Annotated in this window: 15 protein-coding genes; 8 read left to right on the top strand and 7 right to left on the bottom strand. The window is 59.3% G+C overall.

Features of this window, described 5'->3' with window-relative positions; all coding sequences use genetic code 11:
* The first annotated feature begins 1 nt into the window (after position 1).
* Positions 2 to 1,636: a glycosyltransferase gene (locus FBY31_RS06165; protein ID WP_142038176.1), complete on the top strand. Its 1,635-nt coding sequence runs from the start codon at positions 2 to 4 to the stop codon at positions 1,634 to 1,636.
* Positions 1,633 to 2,535: a glycosyltransferase family 2 protein gene (locus tag FBY31_RS06160; RefSeq protein ID WP_200833321.1), complete on the top strand. Its 903-nt coding sequence runs from the start codon at positions 1,633 to 1,635 to the stop codon at positions 2,533 to 2,535. The genes FBY31_RS06165 and FBY31_RS06160 overlap by 4 nt, the downstream gene beginning before the upstream one ends.
* A gap of 433 nt (positions 2,536 to 2,968) precedes the next feature.
* Here FBY31_RS06160 and FBY31_RS06155 read toward each other — a convergent pair whose 3' ends face one another.
* The 3 genes from FBY31_RS06155 to rfbA all read right to left on the bottom strand — a co-directional run bounded on the left by FBY31_RS06155 (position 2,969) and on the right by rfbA (position 7,415).
* Positions 2,969 to 4,096, bottom strand: a complete 1,128-nt coding sequence (locus tag FBY31_RS06155) for a polysaccharide pyruvyl transferase family protein (RefSeq protein WP_142038171.1) — start codon at positions 4,094 to 4,096, stop codon at positions 2,969 to 2,971.
* Between the two features lie 454 nt (positions 4,097 to 4,550).
* Positions 4,551 to 6,524 (bottom strand): DUF6541 family protein, encoded by a 1,974-nt coding sequence (locus tag FBY31_RS06150; protein ID WP_142038168.1) that lies wholly within the window; start codon positions 6,522 to 6,524, stop codon positions 4,551 to 4,553.
* 18 nt (positions 6,525 to 6,542) lie between these two features.
* Positions 6,543 to 7,415: a glucose-1-phosphate thymidylyltransferase RfbA gene (rfbA, locus tag FBY31_RS06145; protein ID WP_142038165.1), complete on the bottom strand. Its 873-nt coding sequence runs from the start codon at positions 7,413 to 7,415 to the stop codon at positions 6,543 to 6,545.
* A 103-nt stretch (positions 7,416 to 7,518) separates the two neighbouring features.
* Here rfbA and rfbB point away from each other — a divergent pair, with 103 nt between their 5' ends.
* The 5 genes from rfbB to FBY31_RS06120 all read left to right on the top strand — a co-directional run bounded on the left by rfbB (position 7,519) and on the right by FBY31_RS06120 (position 12,359).
* Positions 7,519 to 8,517 (top strand): dTDP-glucose 4,6-dehydratase, encoded by a 999-nt coding sequence (gene rfbB / locus FBY31_RS06140; RefSeq protein ID WP_142038162.1) that lies wholly within the window; start codon positions 7,519 to 7,521, stop codon positions 8,515 to 8,517.
* A gap of 3 nt (positions 8,518 to 8,520) precedes the next feature.
* Positions 8,521 to 9,927: a sugar nucleotide-binding protein gene (locus tag FBY31_RS06135; protein ID WP_142038160.1), complete on the top strand. Its 1,407-nt coding sequence runs from the start codon at positions 8,521 to 8,523 to the stop codon at positions 9,925 to 9,927.
* 118 nt (positions 9,928 to 10,045) lie between these two features.
* A complete protein-coding gene (locus FBY31_RS06130; RefSeq protein ID WP_235012945.1) occupies positions 10,046 to 10,711 on the top strand; it encodes a glycosyltransferase family 2 protein in 666 nt (221 codons plus the stop codon).
* 32 nt (positions 10,712 to 10,743) lie between these two features.
* Positions 10,744 to 11,091 carry a DUF2304 domain-containing protein gene (locus FBY31_RS06125; protein WP_142038157.1) on the top strand — a complete coding sequence of 116 codons (348 nt, stop codon included), beginning with the start codon at positions 10,744 to 10,746 and terminating at the stop codon, positions 11,089 to 11,091.
* Between the two features lie 128 nt (positions 11,092 to 11,219).
* A complete protein-coding gene (locus FBY31_RS06120; protein WP_142038155.1) occupies positions 11,220 to 12,359 on the top strand; it encodes an acyltransferase family protein in 1,140 nt (379 codons plus the stop codon).
* Positions 12,360 to 12,463: 104 nt separating this feature from the next.
* Here the strand turns inward: FBY31_RS06120 and FBY31_RS06115 are convergent, their stop codons facing one another.
* Together FBY31_RS06115 and FBY31_RS06110 are read right to left on the bottom strand one after the other, a co-directional pair.
* Positions 12,464 to 13,573, bottom strand: coding sequence for an NAD-dependent epimerase/dehydratase family protein (locus FBY31_RS06115; protein WP_142038152.1), 1,110 nt, complete (start codon positions 13,571 to 13,573; stop codon positions 12,464 to 12,466).
* 61 nt (positions 13,574 to 13,634) lie between these two features.
* On the bottom strand, positions 13,635 to 14,522 hold the full coding sequence (locus FBY31_RS06110) for a glycosyltransferase (protein WP_142038150.1): 888 nt from the start codon (positions 14,520 to 14,522) through the stop codon (positions 13,635 to 13,637).
* A gap of 69 nt (positions 14,523 to 14,591) precedes the next feature.
* Between FBY31_RS06110 and FBY31_RS06105 the strand changes: the two genes are divergently transcribed.
* Positions 14,592 to 15,968, top strand: a complete 1,377-nt coding sequence (locus FBY31_RS06105) for a hypothetical protein (protein ID WP_142038147.1) — start codon at positions 14,592 to 14,594, stop codon at positions 15,966 to 15,968.
* 123 nt (positions 15,969 to 16,091) lie between these two features.
* On the opposite strand, the gene FBY31_RS06100 is transcribed toward FBY31_RS06105, so the two are convergent.
* Both FBY31_RS06100 and FBY31_RS06095 read right to left on the bottom strand, forming a co-directional pair.
* Positions 16,092 to 18,416 (bottom strand): GH25 family lysozyme, encoded by a 2,325-nt coding sequence (locus FBY31_RS06100; RefSeq protein WP_235012944.1) that lies wholly within the window; start codon positions 18,414 to 18,416, stop codon positions 16,092 to 16,094.
* 540 nt (positions 18,417 to 18,956) lie between these two features.
* Entirely contained in the window at positions 18,957 to 19,961 is a 1,005-nt protein-coding gene (locus FBY31_RS06095; protein ID WP_200833320.1) for a GDP-mannose 4,6-dehydratase, read from the bottom strand.
* Between the last annotated feature and the right edge of the window lie 13 nt (positions 19,962 to 19,974).

Below are 19,974 nucleotides of genomic sequence, written 5' to 3'. Positions count from 1 at the left end.
TATGAGTAGAGCCCGACTGCTTTTCGACATTGTCGATGACGGGGAAAGCGGCCTCGGTGGCGGCGCTGGACGCCTGACCGCACGTGAGCTTGGGTTGCTTACCGGTGCCCTGAATTTCCACTCCCTGGTTCATCCCGCTCGCGAATTTAAGGTCGTAGTACTTCGTGCACCGGAGGGTGAGTACCCGAGCCTGACGGATGAGGCCTGCCACCGCTTGGAATGGAAGGCTGACCGGGCTGCGATCTGCTCCCTGGCCGTGCGGAGCACCGTCGAAGCGGATGTCCCTCATGACCGTGGCATCATGCCGCTCGTTATTGACCTCGGCGGTGAGCGCTCAGAGGGTGGCACCAGCTTTTATGATCGCGCCGGGCTCAAAGGCAAAGTCTTCAAGCGCGTAAGGTTTGGCGCCCCGGTAGCCTTCGACGCGTTGCGGCAGGGTCTCACAGACTTTTACGAGGAGCGCATACTGCCAAAGCGTCGTCCACAGCGGATTGCGGCCTCTCAAGTCTCGTCGTCTCCCTCAGGGAACCGGCAGACAGGACGGCCGCCCGCGATTATCTTCGGCTTGCACTGGCTGGAAATGGGTGGGGCCGAGCGCTGGGCGTTGGAGGCTATTGCCTTGGCTAAAGAGGCCGGCTTTCTTCCTATCGTTCTGACTGACCGGGATTCGTGGCATCCGTGGATTGACCGGCCGGAACTAGATGGAGCACTCGTCCTGCCCCTAAGTTTTCCGTTGCCGCAGGGTGAGGATGCAGATCTGCTCCTCAGGCTGCTCTCAGAGTTCTCGGTGCGGGGTATCCATGTACACCACAACAACTGGCTGTACCACCGGCTGCCTTGGTTCAAGGCGTGGGATCCTTCGATTCAAATCGCCGACACTCTCCACATCCTGGAGTGGCGCACCGGCGGGTTTGTGGAAGTGTCAGTCAAGCTCTCCAACACAATCGATATACATCACGTCATCTCTCCCCAGCTCCGGGACTACTTGACGCTGCTTCGGGACATACCGAAGACCAGAGTAGCCTTGGCGCCGCTTTATGGCCTTTCCGATCAGTTGGAGTCGCATAGCGCCGCCTCGGCCAGTGAAAGTAGCCGGCCGTTCACGGTCGCGTTTATCGGAAGGCTTAGCCAGCAGAAGCGCCCCTACCTGTTCCTGCGCTATGCTGCAGCGCTAGTCAAGGCTGTCGGAACAGACGTGAGGTTCATCGTCCACGGCGACGGCGCACTGTTGGAGGAGACGGAAAGCTTGGTTGGCCGCTATGGCTTAACTGGCCGTGTTGAACTTCGCCAGCCACCGCGGGCAGTGGACGACACCCTGGCTGAGGCGGATCTTCTGGTCATTTCCTCCGACAATGAGGGTCTCACCTTGACAACATTCGAAGCCACAGCGATGAACGTCGCTGTTCTATCGTCCGACGTAGGCTCGCAAGCGTCCCTAGTGGCCGGCCAAGCGCTCCTTCCTCGCCAACCATTCGCCTTTATCAAGGAAGCGGTAAAGCTGACCCAGGCGGTGATGTCCTCGGAAGCGCTTCGGAGAGAAATCATCTCCGAGCAGCAGCAAAAGATCAACGCCTTGAAGCAACTCCCGGACGCCCGTGGATGGACCAAGGCGCTCTACGAAGGATGGAAAGCATGACCGATAAAGTCGCGGCCGTCGTTGTAACCTACAACAGGGTCGGCAAGCTTGGCAGGGTGCTGGATTCAATCTTGGCCCAGTCCCGGGGTGTGGACCTGCTGATTGTGGTGGATAACGCCAGCACCGATTCCACGCCGCAACTCTTGGCTGATTACCAGGATGACCCGCGGGTGGAAATCCTGCGTCTTGATACCAACAGCGGAGGAGCTGGTGGATTCGCAGCCGGCATGGAACGTGCCTACGAACGTGGTGCGGACTGGGTCTGGATCATGGATGACGACTGCTATACGGAGAAGACCGCTCTGGAGACGTTGCTGGCAGGGCATGCTGCTGCCGAAGTGGAGCTAGGCCGTCCCGTTCCGTACAGCTGCTCATTGGTCCGCTACACAGACGGGTCCATCTGTGAAATGAACAACCCCGGGACCGCTTGGGACTGGGGGCGCCTGATTGCCAAGGGCCAAAATACCGTGGTCATCACTAACTGTTCGTTCGTGTCCGTCTTGATTCCTCGCCGCTCCATTGCAAAATACGGATTGCCGCTGGTGGAGTACTTTATCTGGTTTGATGACATGGAATACACGCTGCGCATCAGTGCGGAAGGCCCGGGAGTCCAGGTTCTGGACAGTGTGGCAGTTCATGATATGCCAGACAACCGAGGCGTGAATTTTGGTGACGTGAACCCCGACAATGCCTGGAAATTCTTCTACGGCGCCCGCAATGAGTCATCGTATCGTTGGCACCACGACAACAAACTGGACTGGCTTCGTTTTGTCGTTAGTACGTACGTCTGGATGCGCCGTGGCCGGGTGGGGATACGCCTTCAGGTTGGAGTCGCAAAGAAGATTCTCGAAGGCTTAAAGTTCAACCCGTCACCGAAACAGGTACGGAGCGTCGCCTGATCCGGCATTCAAGATCTATGGGGGTCTGGGGCGAAAATTAGTGGGGTCGCGCCAGCTGTACTAATGGAAAGTGACCGGTATCGCGGCTGTTCGGCATATTCTCCATGGTCCCCTTGCTCCCCGCTGTATCCTCTCAGGAGCGATAGCCAGGCAGGATCCAAGTTTTTCCCGTTCTTTGACAGGCCAAGCGGCTGGAGGGTGCGGTTGGGTCATGGGGCGGGCAGGATGACGGGATGCCGCAGCAATTCCGCGCGCTGGCCTGTTTGTGGGTCATAGTCCTGTTCGGAGTTGAATGGCCAGGAACGTTTATTGTCGCCTGCCAGCGGGGCGACTTTCCTCCAATGACTTGAACTCACCTCCCGAACAGCTACTTAAGGGCCCATAGAAGCTGGTTCTGCACATCTGTTGGAGATTCGGCCGGATGATTGTTCAGCTACGGAACTGGGTACAGGGCGAGAGCTTCGCGCCTCTTCTGGTTCGCCAAGCGCAAGGATCGATTCTCGAAACTCGGCGCTTTTGTGGGGAGCGGCAGATCAGCTTGGTCCTCAGCTGATGCATAAACCCATCCGGTTCCAAGATCAAGAAGCGAACGGTGCTTGACGTCGTAATAGTCATCAAGGATGCCGATTGCAACGCCGCTGGCTCCAGCAGCGGCTGCGACGAGGTGCGGGTGAAACCGTGACGTGTACCAATGCTGACCAGGACGGACGGGGAGTCCCAGCCTCCAGATCTGGGTGAACGAGGCGAAGTTCTCCTCCGGAATAAGGCCTTCAAGGGCATCGAACATTATACGGTCTGATCCCGGAATGGCCTCCACGTAGCCCACGGAGAGACCGCTTGCCAAGGAATTTTCGACTACAACTCGCAGTTTGTCTCTGAGACGGGAGAACGTCCGTTCATCGGTCATGTCGCTCTGGATGCACAACATCACATCCTGGGCCCGCGACTGCGGCAAGTGTGCACTCCGGCGCAGCTCACGGAGCAGGCCCAGGAAAGCATCATCCAGTCCCGTTGCAAGGCCCAGGAACTTCGCACTGGCGTCATCGCGGACGCTGACTGCAGAAAAGTCCGCGAAGGAATTCGCTAACTGTTCGGCGTTCCGAGGCAGCGGCCAGAGACCGAGCCCAGAACCTAGGAGCCTGCAGCCGCTCAGTTTGCGGGCGGCTTTCATACCCGCAACGAGTCCAACATGGTCCGGCCAGACACCATTGACATATCCGCCGCCAAGAAGATGCATTGAGTCCGCTTGGCCCAACTCCATCAGCCCGATGTCGTATACATGTGAGCCGCCGCGGGCAACAACATTGCCGACATGCTCCCACACTCCTTGGGCCGACTGATCGGGAGCCTCTGCACACGCACGCCATAACGTATTCGTAGCGCGAAAGCCAGCATGAATTCGGGAAAAAAGGGCGCTTGCTGTAACCGGTTGCGGGCAGTCCAACCAGACGGTTGCGTCAGGCCGGACGCGGGCCAAAAACCTCAGCCATGCAGCCACGATCAGCTCATCGCCATAGTTTGGGTTACCACCAGAGGCAATGAGATACAGGTTCTCAGCCATCGGCCAAGGTTAACATTTCCTGGTCGTTCCGGCCCAGTTGGCGCGGCTCGTAAGCCAAGCTTCGCGTCGGCCACTAAACGTGATCGGTGCTGATTGTGGCAAAATTCGCCTTGCGCCAGGCTCTTCGCGGCGCAAAAGTTTTAAAAGTGGTCGGCGGGGGGCTTTGTCATCGATAGCGATGGGCGGGGTGGGGCTAAGAAACGCGACCGACTGAAATCCTGAGGAATCGGCGTCGGATGATGAATAACTTCGAGTTGATGGCAGTCGCGAAGCCAACTTTTCCGTAGAGTGCGGGTGCACAGCACGGTTTCAACTCCTGCAACCGGGGAACCTTTCGGAGATATCGCGCGTCGCTGGTTAACGTAGTTCGATGCCAGGGTCCGCCGGTCCTCATGGATTCGATCCGGATCTCCGCTCCGGCCTTTGTGTCATTGCTCCAAGTGGCTCTCGCTGCTTAACCGCAGGAGACGACTTTCAGTAGTTTGGCGTCCCCTTGGCTGTCAGCCACCTGCACTGATGGTGAAGGCTTGACATCCACCACGCCCCTAAACTCCTGGGCCCCCTCCGCGTTGGCGAGATAGGTGGATCCAAAGTCGAGGATGAAGTCAACATGTCGTGCTTTGGCGATGGAGCAAACGGTTGAACCTGGAAGGGCCTCACCGAGTTCCTCGTTGATCACTGCCAGTTCGGGGTCGTTGGCGGAAAACATATGGTAGGTGCTGACCTTTCGCCCCGTCAGCGCGTACGCCAAGGAGCCCCCGTTCCAAGGGTTTACAGCGATTGTGGCGTCCCCGGGAACGTTTTCGCCCAGGCGCTTGATCACGGCCAGCTCGTCGGAATCAACAATTGGCGAAGAGGAGTCGAGAACGTACGCCCGTGAAGCCTCCTCCGTAATTCCGCGCATGGTTCCGGTCTGTGTTGCTACCACTGCCGCCAGAATAAAGAGGGCAGCCAGCCCGGCGGCAGGTGCTGCCCGGAACCTGTAGCTCAGCGGCGCGCGCCACTGAGCGGCGACCTTAGCCACCGGGGTCTTTATCAGGTCCCAAAGGAATAAACTGCCAACGGTTGCAAGGACCACGGTAAAGATGGGAAGCAGGGCTGCAAGGCGGTAACTGTCCTGATACCACCCGCCTGTGAGCAGCATCCGCCAGAAGCCCTTGGGAGAGGAGGCCGTTGTTATGTAAAGAATCACTGGCACAAGCCAGCAAAGGACGATCCAGAAATCTTGGGTCTTCCGGAGAACCTGCCGAAGGCCGATGAGGGAGAGGACGGAGAGTGCCCAGGCGACCGGCCGGCCTATAGGGGCATTTAAAATGACTTCGCCCACAGCACCCGTCAAGCTAGTGAACGGCGCCCATCCGTCGTAGTCCACCAAGGGGCGCAACACGCGCCAAACCAGCGCAAACACAAGCAGCCCCACCAGGGTCGCTCCAAGGATGATCAGCCTGTAACGGATCGGCTGGCCGCGCTGAACGAGTAACGCGCGACCCGCGACCCACAGGCCGAGAGGGAGCGAGAACGCTGCAAGGGACAAAAGGCCGTTCGTCTGCGACAGGGCAAGCGCTGGGACAGCCACGATCAGGGCCATCCACAGCATGATCCTGTCTTCAGTGTGGTCGAACCCAACTCGGCATACTCCGATAACCATGGCCAGGGCCGCCGGCAGCAGGGCATAGGACAAGATGTTCGGGTACAGGGGGCCGAAGTCCATGATCGAGATGGGGAATGCGGTGAAGCCGGCGGCAAAAACACCTGTGAGTGCCAGCCCCACGGGTCGTGGGCCGACGATACGGTGCACCAGCAGGATCAGCGTGGCCGGCCAGACAACGGCGCCAATAGTAATGTTGAAGACATTCTCAGCAACAACCACGTCCGTAGCAGAGAGTTGGGCAACCAGGGCCGCGATGGAGTGCCACGCGGAGGGGTAGATCGCGCCGCCTCCCTCTCCTCCAGCCATCCCGCCCAAGGTCAGTGAGGATGCGTTGCCGGTCTCTATGATGTAGCGGATGGCGTTCAGGTGGAACACATTGTCGAAGCGCTGCGCGAAGTTTTCAGGGCTGCCGATAACTTGCTTAAGCCGCCGTGCGATCAGGATTCCGCCGACAGCAATGCCTGTGGCAGCACCGGCCCAGGCCAGGAACGGCGCCGGTTGGGTGACCGGAAACCCGGCCTTGAACACGAACCGCCGAAGTGCCCAAGCTGCTGTGCAGGCGCCTCCGGTCGTCAGCAGCAACGGCGTGAGGCCCCACCCGAGACCTACAGCGCCGGCTGCGATACCGGCCACCCCTATGATGCCGACGCTGAGCAGGGGCGCAAGGCAGAGCAGCGTCAGTCTCCGGGCGCCGATGAAGTAGGCGAGTGCTCCGCCGGGGCCGAATGTGATGAGGAAAGCGACAGCAAATGCGGGCAGGGCGTTCCACCAGGACATGTGGGGATCTACCTGTTCTTAGTTGTTTGCGCTGCGGAGTAGGTCCAGCAGATAGCTGCCGTAGCCGCTCTTGAGCAAGGGCTCCGCGCGCGTTCGCAATTCGTCGTCGCTCAGGAAACCCAGTCGCCAGGCAATTTCTTCAGGGGCGCCTATCTTGAGACCTTGCCGGTGCTCGACAGTTCGAATGAAGTTGGACGCATCGTTGAGTGAATCGAAGGTCCCTGTATCCAGCCAAGCCGTCCCGCGGGGCAAAATTTCAACTTTGAGTTGACCACGCTCAAGATACGTCCGGTTGACGTCTGTTATCTCAAGCTCTCCACGGGGAGAGGGCTCCAGGTTCTTGGCGATCTCAATGACCTCATTGTCATAGAAGTAGAGGCCGGGCACAGCGTAGTGGCTCCGGGGTTTCAGCGGCTTCTCCTCAAGGGAGACCGCAGTACCCTGCTCGTCGAACTCGACGACGCCATAAGCCGTGGGATCTGCTACCCAATAGCCAAATACGGCGCCCCCCTCGATGTCCTTAAACCGCCGCAACTGGGTCCCCATGCCTTGACCATAGAAAATGTTGTCACCCAGTACGAGCGCAACCGGTTCATTCCCTATGTGCTCTTGACCCAGAATGAACGCTTGAGCCAGGCCGTCGGGACTTGGCTGCTGTTTATAGGTGATGTTGACGCCGAACTGCCAGCCATCGCCCAGCAATCGCTCGAACTGTTCAGCGTCATGGGGGGTGGTGATAATGAGGATGTCTCTGATTCCGGCCAGGATCAGTGTCGAGAGCGGGTAGTAAATCATCGGCTTGTCGTAGACGGGTACGAGTTGCTTGCTAGAGCCAAGAGTAATTGGGTGCAGCCGCGAGCCCGTGCCGCCGGCCAGAATGATTCCACGCATAGGCTCTATCATTGCCTGCCCTAACCAGCACCAGCAAACTTGGTAGTTCTGACTGGTTATTCTCTCACCGAGGCGGCTCCCCGCAGCACGTTAGGCTATGTGAATGCAGAAACTCCTTGTCACTGGCGGTGCCGGCTTCATCGGTTCCAATTTTGTTCACTACGTTCTCGAAAACACTGACGATCACGTTACGGTCCTCGACAAGCTAACGTACGCGGGCAATCTGGAGTCGCTGCGGGACCTCCCGGAGGGGCGGTTCACCTTTGTTCAAGGGGACATAGCCGACGCCGGTCTGGTGGACGGACTCGTGGCCGACGTTGACGTCGTGGTGCACTACGCCGCCGAATCGCACAACGACAACTCCCTGCATGACCCACGCCCGTTCCTGGACACCAACATCATCGGCACGTTCACGCTGATCGAGGCCGCTCGGAAGCACAATAAGCGCTTCCACCACATCTCCACGGACGAGGTCTACGGCGACCTGGAGCTGGATGACCCGGAACGGTTCACCGAGCAGACGCCATATAACCCGTCCAGCCCGTACTCCTCGACCAAGGCTGGCTCGGATTTGCTGGTCCGTGCCTGGGTGCGGTCCTTCGGCCTGCAGGCCACCATCAGTAACTGCTCGAACAATTACGGCCCGTACCAGCATGTGGAGAAGTTCATTCCTCGGCAGATCACCAACGTCATTGACGGGATCCGTCCGAAGCTTTACGGCAAGGGTGAAAACGTCCGTGACTGGATCCACGCCAACGATCATTCCTCCGCGGTCCTGACGATCATCGCCAAGGGCAAGATCGGCGAAACCTACCTCATCGGCGCGGACGGCGAAAAGAACAACAAAGACGTCGTCGAGCTGATCCTCAAGCACATGGGCCAGGCCCCGGACGCGTACGACCACGTCGTGGACCGTCCCGGCCACGACCTGCGCTATGCGATCGACTCCACCAAGCTGCGCGATGAGCTGGGCTGGGAACCGCAATTCTCCAACTTCGATGCAGGCATCGAAGACACCATCGCCTGGTACCGGGACAACGAAGACTGGTGGCGGCCGCAAAAGGCGCAGACAGAAGCAAAGTACAAGGAACAGGGCCAGTAGAAGATGTCGATCGAGTTCTCCAAGAAGTTAGTGGCCCACGAAACGCCGATCCCGGGCGTCGTTCTTTACGATCTTCCGGTCCATGGAGATAACCGCGGCTGGTTCAAGGAAAATTGGCAACGCGAGAAAATGATTGCCCTTGGGCTCCCGGATTTCCGCCCGGTGCAGAACAACATCTCCTTTAATGAAAAGACGGGCACCACGCGAGGTATCCATGCGGAGCCTTGGGACAAGTTCATTTCTGTGGCGACCGGGAGAATATTCGGTGCTTGGGTGGACCTTCGCCAAGGTCCTTCCTTCGGTGCGGTCTTCACTGCGGTATTGGATCCCAGCCACGCCATATATATTCCCCGCGGTGTGGGCAACGCGTTCCAGACCCTGGAGGACAACACTGCCTACACATACCTGGTCAACGATCACTGGTCAGCGGACGCCCAGGACCAGTACACATTTTTGAACCTGGCGGATGAAACCGCGGGCATCGGATGGCCCATTCCACTTGAACAGGCAGAACTCTCGGACAAGGACAAGGCCCACCCAAGGTTGGCTAACGTACAGCCCATGCCACCGAAAAAGATCCTGGTCGTGGGTGCCGATGGTCAGCTGGGCAAGGCACTTCGTGAGCTGTACGACGGCGACACTTCCGTCGAATTCGCCGCCCGCAGCGAGTTTGACATCAGCGATGCCGCGGCGTATTCCCAGCGGAACTGGAAGAATTATTGGGCTGTGATCAACGCTGCTGCCTATACAGCCGTTGATGCGGCTGAAACGCCGGAAGGGCGCGCAGATGCGTGGCTTATCAATGTCACTGCGGCGGCGCATCTGGCGCGGGCAGCCGTAGAGCATGATCTCACCGTGGTCCACGTGTCATCTGACTATGTCTTCGACGGGACAAAGGACATCCACGACGAAGCAGAGGCGTTCTCACCCTTGGGCGTCTACGGGCAAACGAAAGCGGCCGGTGATGCCGTTGTCAGCGCAATTCCACGGCATTACATAGTACGAACCAGTTGGGTCATTGGGGAGGGTAACAATTTTGTCCGGACCATGGCCTCTCTTGCCGCGCGCGGAATTAAGCCTTCGGTGGTCAACGACCAAATCGGCCGGCTCAGCTTCACCACGGACATTGCTGATGGGATCGGCCACTTGCTGCGGACAGGCGCGCCGTACGGAACGTACAACCTCACCAATGAGGGAGCCCCGCAGTCCTGGGCCGACATTGCGGCGGATGTCTATGAGCTCGCTGGAGCGCACCGTGAGGACGTCACCGGAGTTTCCACTGAAGAGTATTTTCGCGGAAAGGCTGCAGCACCAAGACCATTGAACAGCGTCTTGGACTTGGCCAAAATCCAAGCGACAGGCTTCAAGCCCGCAAGCTCCATCAGTAGAATGGCTGAATACCTGAGGTAGCGTGCACGCATGGTTTTCGGTACCCGGGCCTTGCGGGGAGCGGAAACCTCTGCCCGGTCTGTGCCGGGAGGGTGCCCCGTGCCCAATCCCTGTCTTGCCATATGCGACAATTGAACCCGTGAGTCGCACCTGGATCGTAATTCCCATGTACAACGAGGCTACTGTCGTAGGCTCGGTCGTCGAGGGGCTGCGGAAGCAGTTTCCCTACGTAGTCTGCGTTGACGACGGCAGCACGGACGGATCGCAGGAGAGGGCCCGGGCCGCGGGTGCAGTAGTGGTTCAGCATCCAATAAACCTCGGGCAGGGTGCTGCCCTGCAGACGGGCATCGAGTTTGCCCTCCAGGATCCGGATCTGGACTGCGTTGTCACTTTCGACGCCGACGGGCAGCACAGGGTCGACGATGCCAAGGCAATGGTTGACCGGGTACGGGCGGGCGAAGCCGACATTATTCTCGGTTCCCGCTTCCTTGACGACCGCACGAAACTTTCACCGGCGAAGCGGCTTGTCCTCAAGACGGCGGCGATCCAATCGAGGTTGGCAACCGGCCTGGACCTGACTGACGCCCATAATGGGCTCCGCGCATTCAACCCCTATGTGGCGTCCAACATCCACCTGACCCAGAACCGAATGGCCCACGCCTCCGAGTTGGTCAATCAGTTGGCAAAACTCCAGCCGAAATACGCGGAGCACCCCGTGGAAATTATCTACACCGACTATTCCAAGGCCAAGGGACAATCGCTGTTGAACTCCGTCAACATCGTGGCCGAGTTGTTCTTTAAGTAGACCCTCTTCACACTCAAGCTCAAGGTGCCAGTTTGTTAATCATTGTTCAACTTGTTCTCGTCGTTGCCGTCATGGTGGTTTCGCTCGCCCTGATGCGTGGTGGATCCAACGCCAGGCATCTCGCCGTTCGACGCATGCTGCTGATGATCTTTGCGGTCGTCGCCGCGCTGTCGGTATTCTTCCCCGAAGCGCTGACCCGGGTGGCGCAATTCCTGGGCATCGGACGTGGCACAGACCTCGTTCTATACGGCGCAGTCGTTTCCCTGTTTGTCTTTATGGCCACGACGTACCAGCGTTTCCGACACGCCGAAAATGCTCTGACCAAGCTTTCGCGTCGCATCGCAATCGATGAGGCGCCAAAGCCGAACGAGCTCGTCTAGTGAGTAGAGCCGGGAGCCGTTCGAACCTGGCCGAGAGGCATGGATCACGCGCCGCCGGTCTGGGAGGCGCCGATCGTCCGGAACCAGCGCTCCGTTTCGGCAGGGTGCTGGACCCGCGCAACAACAGCATGAACATGATCCGTTTGGGTCTTGCCGCGCTGGTGCTCTTTGCCCACAGTTTTTACCTTGCCGGGGCAGGTGAGGGTCCGCACGTTCGTGGCGAAAACCTCGGCGGTTGGGCCGTTGCAGGCTTCTTCGCCCTGAGTGGTTTCCTGATCACCGGGAGCCGATTTACGAACGGCCTGGGAGAGTATCTGGTTCATCGTGTTGCCCGGATCTATCCGGCATTTCTAGCATGCCTGGCAGTGACGATCGCTGTTTTTGCTCCGCTTGGCTTCTTGCACCAGAACGGTACTCTCGCTGGTTACTGGACCACTGAGACCACTCCGCTCCGGTTCGTCTTCTCAAACCTGTTCCTAGAAATGAGGAACTACGATGTTGCCTTCACTCCTGCGACCGTTCCCTTTGCGGGCTCTTGGAACGGGTCGCTGTGGAGCCTTTATTATGAATTCCTCTGTTACCTGATTATTGCGGCTGTTGGGGGAGTGGCGTGGGTCCGGCGTTCACCGCTGCCACTGGTGCTGGCCTTTATTGCAAGCGTCCTTCTCTATGCCAACCTGCCGGTAACCATGCCGCTGCTTCAGGACACCAACTTCTCTTTGCTCGCGAAGCTGCTTCCATTCTTCCTCGGAGGTGCAGTCGTTCAGGCTTTGTCCAAGTGGGTCGGGTTGCACTGGTCCACCGGTGTCGGGTCGATCATCGGGACTGCCGTTTGCATTGCCGCCGTCCCCACCTGGGGTGGCCAGCTTGCCGCACCACTCATCGCTTACGGCCTGCTGTGGGTCTCTTCCGTCCTGCCTTCGCCCCGGTTGATCCGCGTCCATGATGTGTCTTACGGCTTCTACATCTACGCCTGGCCAATGCAACAGCTGTTGGCGCTCTACGGGGTCCATAACCGGGGCATGCTCGTCTACATCCTCACATCAGCGGCTGGCACGCTCGTACTCGCCATCGCGAGCTGGGTCCTGGTTGAACGGCCGGTCATGCGTGCAGTCCGCCGACGAAAGGCTGCACGCGTTTCCATAGCCGCCCCTGGTAAGCAGCCTGCTGTACCGGCGGCCCTCGAAACTGAGGACGCCAGCGGTGAGCAGTCAGACTCCGCAGAGGGGCAGAAGAAAGCAGCGGAGGCGCCGGCGGGCACAGGATAGCTATTCCGTGCCCGGGCTTGGATGAGGTCCTGGGGCGCGAAAAAACAGCGGGAGCGGTGTGCGTCTTTGACGCACACCGCTCCCGCTGCTTTTATAGAGCCTGACTAAAGGGTGGCCTCGGCAGGAAGACGGCTGTCGATCCATTCGGCAAGGCGTGTGATGCCGGCTTCCAGATCGTAGCGGGGCGCCCAGGGGAGCGCAGCTTTTGCCGGTTCCACGTCGGCCCAGGCATGCCGGACATCGCCCTGGCGGAACTGCCCCGTGACATGGGGTTCGGGGGCGCCGTAGTGCCGGCTGATGATTTCAGCCGCTGTGCGGATGGTTTGGAATTCACCGGACCCTATATCAAGGGCTCCATCGTGTGCCTTTTCAGCAACCGCTGCCGCGACAACCGCTGCCGCAACGTCATCGATCAAAACGAAGTCCCGGCGTACTTCACCATCCTCATACAGGGGGATTGATTTGCCCGCCTTTGCCATCCGGCAGAACAAGGACATGATCCCCGTGTACGGGTTAATGAGGGATTGGCCTGGCCCGTAAACATTCTGAAGCCTCAGAACAGCGGCTTCCACCCCGTACGATTTGGCCCAGGATACCAGGATGTTCTCCTGGGCGAGCTTCGTCGACCCGTAGACGCTGACGGGCGCCGGAGCAACAGCACCTGCCGACATGGCGACGGGTTGGGCATCAGGAAAGTCCCACTGGCCCCGCGAAAGTATTTCATTAGAACGCTGGCCGGGGTAGAACAGCTCGCCGCCAGCGTCCGTGCGCCAAGCACCTTCGCCGTACACTGCCCTGCTGCTGGTCAGAACGATGCGTCGCGGCAGCTTTCCGCTGCGGTTGAGGCCGTCCAGAAGTTGGGTGGTGCCGACGACGTTGACCAAAGCGTGGCGCGTTGACTCCTCCAGAGACTGGCCGGTCCCGGTCTCCGCCGCGAGGTGGATGACGACGTCGGGTGCAACAGCAGGGAGTACAGCGTCCCAGGTTTTTGCCTCGGTGATGTCTGCCACGACCAGTTCCACGGCGGGGTCGAGTTCCTCCGGCCGGGTCTGGCCGGCATGGATCTGCGGGTGCAGATTGTCCACGGCGACGACCCGCTCGAAGGCAGCAACCAGTGCAGGCGATATGGCGCACCCTATGAAACCGGCACCTCCTGTAACGAGGACGGTACCTCGCTTGGCTGCGGACGTGTTCGTTGACGTTGACTGGGTCACTGGTTGGGCCTTTCTGGGGCGGACATCTTCAGCGTCCAGTTTCTCACAGGACGGCTGTGCCTCAGGAGCCGACAGCGTGCCTGAGAGTTGCTTTGATTGCCCTCCGGTTTCGGGAGAACAGGGCGGCGGGCATAAGGGTGATGGCGTGAAGTCGGGACGTCCATCGAAGGCGGGCAGCAAAAGCAGCCCTATTCCATCCCTTGGCCCGGCAAAGATCTTCGGCGATCCGGGCGTACTCGCGGTCTCCGGCGAACCGGCTCCCGTCGGTCAGAGTGGCGGCGGAGGCGCTCTCCGAGTGGCGCCTGTAGGAAAATGCCAGCGTCGGAACATGGACGAGTGAAGCGCCCTGGAGCACCATATCCATCACCAACGCGAGATCCTGGACAATGGGGAGCCCATCCCGAAAACTGACCTGGCGAATGGCATCCGTCCGGAACGCGAGGGACGGCCAATACAGCCAGTTGCCTCCAAGCAGGCTTACGGCGAGTGGTTCCCCGGCCAGAACCGTCGCCGAACTGGTCTTGGGTCCTACGAATGTGCGTTTGACCGAATCGGCCAGTGACCTGACCAGACGACCCGTTTCATCAATGACCTGGACACCTGGCTGGATTACAGCAGCATCTGGAAAGTCGCGATGCGCTTTCAGAACGACATCGACGTAGTTGGGCAGCAGGACGTCGTCGCAGCCGAGGATGACCATCAGATCCTGAGTGGCCTGGCTGACGCAGCTCCGGTAGTTCTCGGTGATGCCCTTGTTGCTTTCGTTGCGTTTGTACGTGACGCGTTCATCGTCAATGCCCGCAAAGTACTCTGGGATTGAGGAGTCGGGATAGCAATCGTCGATGACCGTCAGGAGCCAGTCAGGGTTATCCTGAGCAAAGACACTGGCGACAGTTTCTTTGAGCAGGGCCGGATCGCCCCAGTACGGGACAAAGATATCGAGCGGCATTTTCCAACTTTCCAGAATCGTCGTAGCTCATTTGGAGCCCATGAAGGGTTGCCGGGAGCTTGGCTGCGATTGAGCGCCCGCCCGCCTCCAACACTAATATGTTGCCATGACCTCCCCAGTTATTCGGCAATTGAACCCTCTGGCCCCGATGGTCATCGGATGACGCGGGTCGAGGACGGTCCATCGCGCAAGTCGACGATAGCCAGACGCCAAGCAGCGTCAGTGGGCCTTGCTTCGATCGCCTCCGCTGCTGCTGGCTACCTCGTTATCTGGTTCGTGCCCAGGGTTCTGAATAAGGCGGACAACGCAGAATTCTTGGCTTTCTGGTCGGCACTTTTCCTGCTTTTCGGAATCCTGGGCGGACTTCAGACGGAAATCATCCGCCATGTCTCTGCCGGGGGTGTCGAACCTGGCCGCCGGCATGCACCTGCCAAAGACGACAAAACGTTGCCTCTTTTCGTCGTCGTCGCCGGAATTGCAGGATGCGTCGCATTGCTCCTGGTGCTGTCATCGATCCTGTGGGGTCCATCCGTCCTTGGGCCGAACTGGGTTGTGCTTGTGCTTGTCCTTGCCATCGCCTGCATGGCCTTTTCTGTCCATGCTGCCTTGGCAGGTGTGCTCAGTGGGCGTGCCCACTGGGGAAAATTCTCCACGCTCGTGGCATCCGAATCCTGTTTCCGGCTCGTTCTTGTGCTCGCCGTCGGATTGGTTGCCGGATCGACCATTGGATTCGCGGCCGCGGCCGCGGCGGGAGCCTTTGCCTGGGTTCTTGTTTCCGTGTTCAGTCCGCAGTTGCGCGCGGCCTTCAGGCATCCCCTGGACGTACCCGTGCGGGAGTTTGTCCGGAAGGTAGGCCACGCCAGCGTTTCCACGACAGCAAGCGCCACGCTTGTGGTTGGGTTCCCTATCCTCTACAGGATCACGACGCCGGCGGACATCTATCTGGCCTCGGCACCCCTGCTGCTTGCCATTCTTCTCACGCGGGCTCCGCTAATGGTGCCCTTGGGGACGTTTCAGAACGTTGCAATTGCCCACTTTGTCCGGCATAGGAGCCGCGGCCTGGCGGCCCTTCAGCCCATCGCACTCGCTGTTGGCGGCGTTGCCGTTGTCGGGGCCGCAGCGGCGTATTTTCTTGGTCCCTGGTTGATGCTGCTTCTATTTGGTGCCGAGTACCATGTCGCCCCTTGGGTGCTTGCAGGTTTGACCGTTGCCGCGGCGGTACTGGCGTTGCTCACGCTGACCGGCGGTATGTGCGTCGCCCTGAACAGGCACCACGTGTCGTCAACTGGCTGGGTGGTAGCGAGCGCTGTGTCCCTGCTGGTCCTTGTTTTGCCCCTGAATGCGGACGTGCGTGCCGTGGTGTCGCTGCTCGTCGGCCCTCTCATCGGCGTACTGATCCATACGCTCTCGCTGTCCCGGTCGCAAGCGGTAGCGGCTTCTTCCTAGCTGCAGGCTACGAGCGGCGGGCGGGAGCGGCCCGAGGAGTGTTCTTCGCCGCAAAAAGCGGGGCCCACCCGAAGAGGGTGGGCCCCGCAGTTTTCGAGCCAATTTAGGTGCGGCGTTGGCTGCCTAGTAGCGCCTGACCACGTAGCCAGCTGCAGCACTCCACGTGATCGAGCCGCCTTGGAAGTTCTGCCAACATTCGCTGGCACTGCAGGTTTCACTATTTGTGGGGAAGCCAAAGAATCCGTTCTGGGCGCCGTTGGAGCGCCACAGGCCCCCAATGCCGCTGTTGTACACCGCACCAATGCCAACTCCCGAAGCCCAGAATATCTGCCCGCCGGTGAACGACTGCGTGCATGAACTTAAACCGCATGTTTCGCTGTTGGTTGGGAAGCCCAGGCGTCCGGCTTCCGAACCTAGTGACTTCCACAAGGAGCCTATTCCGCCAGAAAACACAGCTGCAGCGCCGGTGGCTCCCGTCCACAAAACGTCGCCTCCCTGGAAGCTTTGCCGGCAGGAGGTCGCCGCACAAGTTTCATTGCTTACCGGAAAGCCGAGGCGGGCCTTTTGAGCGCCCTGAGCCGTCCAGAGAGCGCCAATAGCGCCGTCATAGACCGCCCACTGGCCAGTATTTGGAGTCCAATAAATAGTGCCGCCGCGGAATGTTTGCTGACATGTGCTTCCACTGCAGCTTTCATCGGACGCCGGATAACCGAGGCGTGCTTGCTGGCCGCCCATTTTGGCCCACATAGACCCGATGCCCGTTCCGTTGAGAACTCCAAATGCCGGCGCGCTGGTACCCGGTTCTTTGAGAATCGTGCCGCCGACGAAGTTCTGAAAACATTCAGCTTCCAGGCAGTATTGGGTGCCACCGGTTGGGGCTCCGTAGCGACCAAGCTCTGCTTGAAGTTCCTTCCACTTCTTGGAGATAGCCCCATTTCTGACAATTTGAGCACCCCAATGGGAATCCCAGAAAATTTCCCCGTTGACGAACGTCTGACGGCACGTTGACAACTGACATGCCTCTTGTGCCAGTGGTGCGCCCAAAGGGCCCGCTAGGCCTCCTTGCGCTTGCCACGTGGCTCCAATGCTCGTCCGCCACACAGGGATGGCACCTGTGGCCTGAGACCAAACCATAATGCCACCTTGAAAGCCCTGTGCGCACTGGGAATTAGTACAGTTCTGGTTTTCGATGGGATACCCAAGCCTGCTATTTTCAGCCCCCAAAGCCAGCCAGGCGTTGGCAACGTTCCCTGGAACGATCGCCCAGGGGCCGGATGCCGCGGTCCAAAGAATTCTTCCCCCTTGGAAAGTCTGGCTGCAGGCTGTTGTGGTGCAAGTTTCGTCCCCGAGTGGGAACCCTAGGATGCCCTTAGTTCCACCCATTGCCAGCCATCGGGCGCCGATGCCGCCATTGAACACCGGTATCGAAGGTGTGGAAGTGGACCAGTAGATGCTACCGCCCTGGAAATCCTGCCAGCACATGGTGACAGAACATGCTTCGTCGGAGGTCGGGTATCCCAGGCGACCGTCAACACCTCCCCAATCACGCCAAGTCCCGCCGATGGCACTGAAGTAAACAGCCTTCGCACCAGTCGCGCCGCTCCATATGATTTGGCCGCCGTTGTACTGGCGGTAGCAGCCACCGTTTCGAAGCCCGCAATAGAGGGGAAGCGTTTGTGCGCCGAGCCGACTACTGGTCCCACCCATGGCGTTATATTTGCTCAAGACCGGGTCGAATCCACTGGCAAGGGCTTGTAGTTCCGCGTAACTGCCGCTGAAAACATTAGAGTCGCCAGCGAATGGTCCTAAACTGCTGTATTGCCAAATGTCGTACTTGGTCCATCCTGCGGGCAGGGTACCCGGGTTGACCGTACGATAGGACGCAATGTGTAGTGGCTGATTCCGGAATGCGGGAGTGTTGCCCGTGCACTGCGTCCACCAGTCAGTGGTTGTATAAATTGCGGGGTACCGGCCAGTGAGTGTATATACGTTATTCGAAAAATCTGCGATCCAAAGAATCATATCGCTGGCGGACATGTTGTAGCAGGTATTACCCAGCCATGAATATGGGTTGTACTCGATGTCCAGAAGCGGCGGTAAAGTCCAGCCATCGCCGCTCCACGCACCGCCATTCCTTACGAAGTACGCGGCCTGAGCTGCTCCTGATGACACACTCGGTATGGCGAAGTGGTAAGCACCACGGATCATGCCAACATTTCGCGCTCCGCTATATTGACCGGAGAATTGGGGATTCAGGTATGTTGTGGCTTCTGATGCCTTAACGTAGGCAAAAAGGGCACCCATGTTTCTTTGTTGCTGCCAGTCAACCGAACCTTGATGGCTGCTGACGTCCAGCCCTTGGATCCCGGGCGGCATGTAGGTCGCCTCGGTGGAGAGCCCCTCTGCAGAAACGGATTGCCTGCTTAATTTCTCCAGGCCCTGTCCCATGTGAGCGCCGCCACCGCTCTGGGCCTCCTTGAGTCGGGTCAGGATATCCTCCTGCTGGGGGACCCCGGTGGCAGACGGTGCAGGGCTAACGCTAATTGGTTGGCTAGACGGCACCGAAACCGGGCCCGCCGCTACTGTTTCAACACCAGACGGTGCAATAACCGTCGGATCTCCCGCGGGGTCTGTGGGTGCTGCCGTTGGCGACGCTACTGCTGAGGATATGGTTTCCTGACCACTTTTCCCCTGTTCTTCGGCGCTAGCCAACGTTGCGGGAACGAGGAGGGACCCAACCAGCGATGCAGCGACGACGGCTGCTGCCAGCAGGCGCCGACCGGTAGGAGGGCTGGCACCTTGATGGGTGCGGGGAAATTTGGGGCTCATAACTTACTCCGGCCGGCGATACGCCACGCGTATGACAAATGGAAATGGTTCGTCATTTCCGACGCGGAGACACTAAAGCCGCCCCCCCACAGTCGTAGTGACCCGGCCAATGTAGCACCAATGTTACTAATGTAACTAGAGTGCCTTTTGTTGCAGATGTTAGGAGTGCGAGGAGCAGCCCCTTGCCAGCAGAGCCTGGTCGTTTCTCACCATCGCAGCCACCAGGGACTTAAAGTCCATGGATGGCCGCCATCCGAGCTCGGAGGATATCTTCGTGATGTCGCCCCTCATGTCGGCGGCGTCAGTGGGACGTGCCAAAGATTCGTCGAGCTCCACCACCGCGCGCCAGTTCTCAATGCCAACTGCCGCAAAAGCGGCTTCCACAAAGTCCTGAACCGAATGGGAAATTCCGGTGGCCACCACAAAATCGTCAGGGGCAGCAGCGTTAATGATCCTCTCCATGGCATCTACGAAGTCCGGCGCCCAGCCCCAGTCGCGCACGGCGTTGAGGTTGCCTAATGCGAGCTTGTCCATCTTGCCTGCTGCGATTGCGGCGGCCCCGGCGGTGATCTTGCGGGTCACGAATTTGGCCGGCCGGCGCATTGATTCGTGGTTGTAGAGAATTGCAGACGCGGCAAACAAGCCCCGTCCCCGGTAGACACCGACTGCATGATGGGCCAACGCCTTTGCAGCGCCGTATGGGGATACGGGCCTGATGGGCGTCATCTCGTTCTGGGGCGAAGACTTTGCTTCGCCGAACAGTTCCGCACTGGAAGCTTGAAGGAAACGCACTTCCTTCCCGGTTGCCTGCTGTAACTGCCACGTCGCCTCGAGCATGGAGACTACGGAGGCGCCGGAAACCAGGGCAGTTTCGTAGGGCTGCTGCCATGACTGGTATACCGAGCTGATGCCGCCCAGATTGAATACCAAGTCCGGCTTGATCGATTCCAGGACCGAGCTAAGCTCTTTCGGCTGCGATAGATCGCCGAGGTGATATTCGACTCCCTCCACGGCGGTCTCGCCCTCATTGTTATGGGGAGTAGCAGGCACATGGCGAACAAGGCCATGCACCTCCCAACCCCGAGACAAAAGGGACTCCGCCAGATAAGAACCGTCCTGCCCGGTTACGCCAGTGATGAAGGCGATGCCCGCGGCACCTGTCACAGCCTCACTCTGC

Source organism: Arthrobacter sp. SLBN-100 (assembly GCF_006715305.1).
Lineage (GTDB): Bacteria > Actinomycetota > Actinomycetes > Actinomycetales > Micrococcaceae > Arthrobacter.
This window is presented reverse-complemented; position numbering and strand designations above follow the sequence as displayed.

What these genes read in the sequence shown, in the direction of transcription:
- FBY31_RS06165 (WP_142038176.1), top strand. Translation starts at nt 2, where the DNA reads ATGAGTAGAGCCCGACTGCTTTTCGACATTGTCGATGACGGGGAAAGC.
- FBY31_RS06160 (WP_200833321.1), top strand. Translation starts at nt 1,633, where the DNA reads ATGACCGATAAAGTCGCGGCCGTCGTTGTAACCTACAACAGGGTCGGC.
- FBY31_RS06155 (WP_142038171.1), bottom strand. Translation starts at nt 4,096, where the DNA reads ATGGCTGAGAACCTGTATCTCATTGCCTCTGGTGGTAACCCAAACTAT.
- FBY31_RS06150 (WP_142038168.1), bottom strand. Translation starts at nt 6,524, where the DNA reads ATGTCCTGGTGGAACGCCCTGCCCGCATTTGCTGTCGCTTTCCTCATC.
- rfbA (WP_142038165.1), bottom strand. Translation starts at nt 7,415, where the DNA reads ATGCGTGGAATCATTCTGGCCGGCGGCACGGGCTCGCGGCTGCACCCA.
- rfbB (WP_142038162.1), top strand. Translation starts at nt 7,519, where the DNA reads ATGCAGAAACTCCTTGTCACTGGCGGTGCCGGCTTCATCGGTTCCAAT.
- FBY31_RS06135 (WP_142038160.1), top strand. Translation starts at nt 8,521, where the DNA reads ATGTCGATCGAGTTCTCCAAGAAGTTAGTGGCCCACGAAACGCCGATC.
- FBY31_RS06120 (WP_142038155.1), top strand. Translation starts at nt 11,220, where the DNA reads ATGAACATGATCCGTTTGGGTCTTGCCGCGCTGGTGCTCTTTGCCCAC.
- FBY31_RS06110 (WP_142038150.1), bottom strand. Translation starts at nt 14,522, where the DNA reads ATGCCGCTCGATATCTTTGTCCCGTACTGGGGCGATCCGGCCCTGCTC.
- FBY31_RS06100 (WP_235012944.1), bottom strand. Translation starts at nt 18,416, where the DNA reads ATGGGACAGGGCCTGGAGAAATTAAGCAGGCAATCCGTTTCTGCAGAG.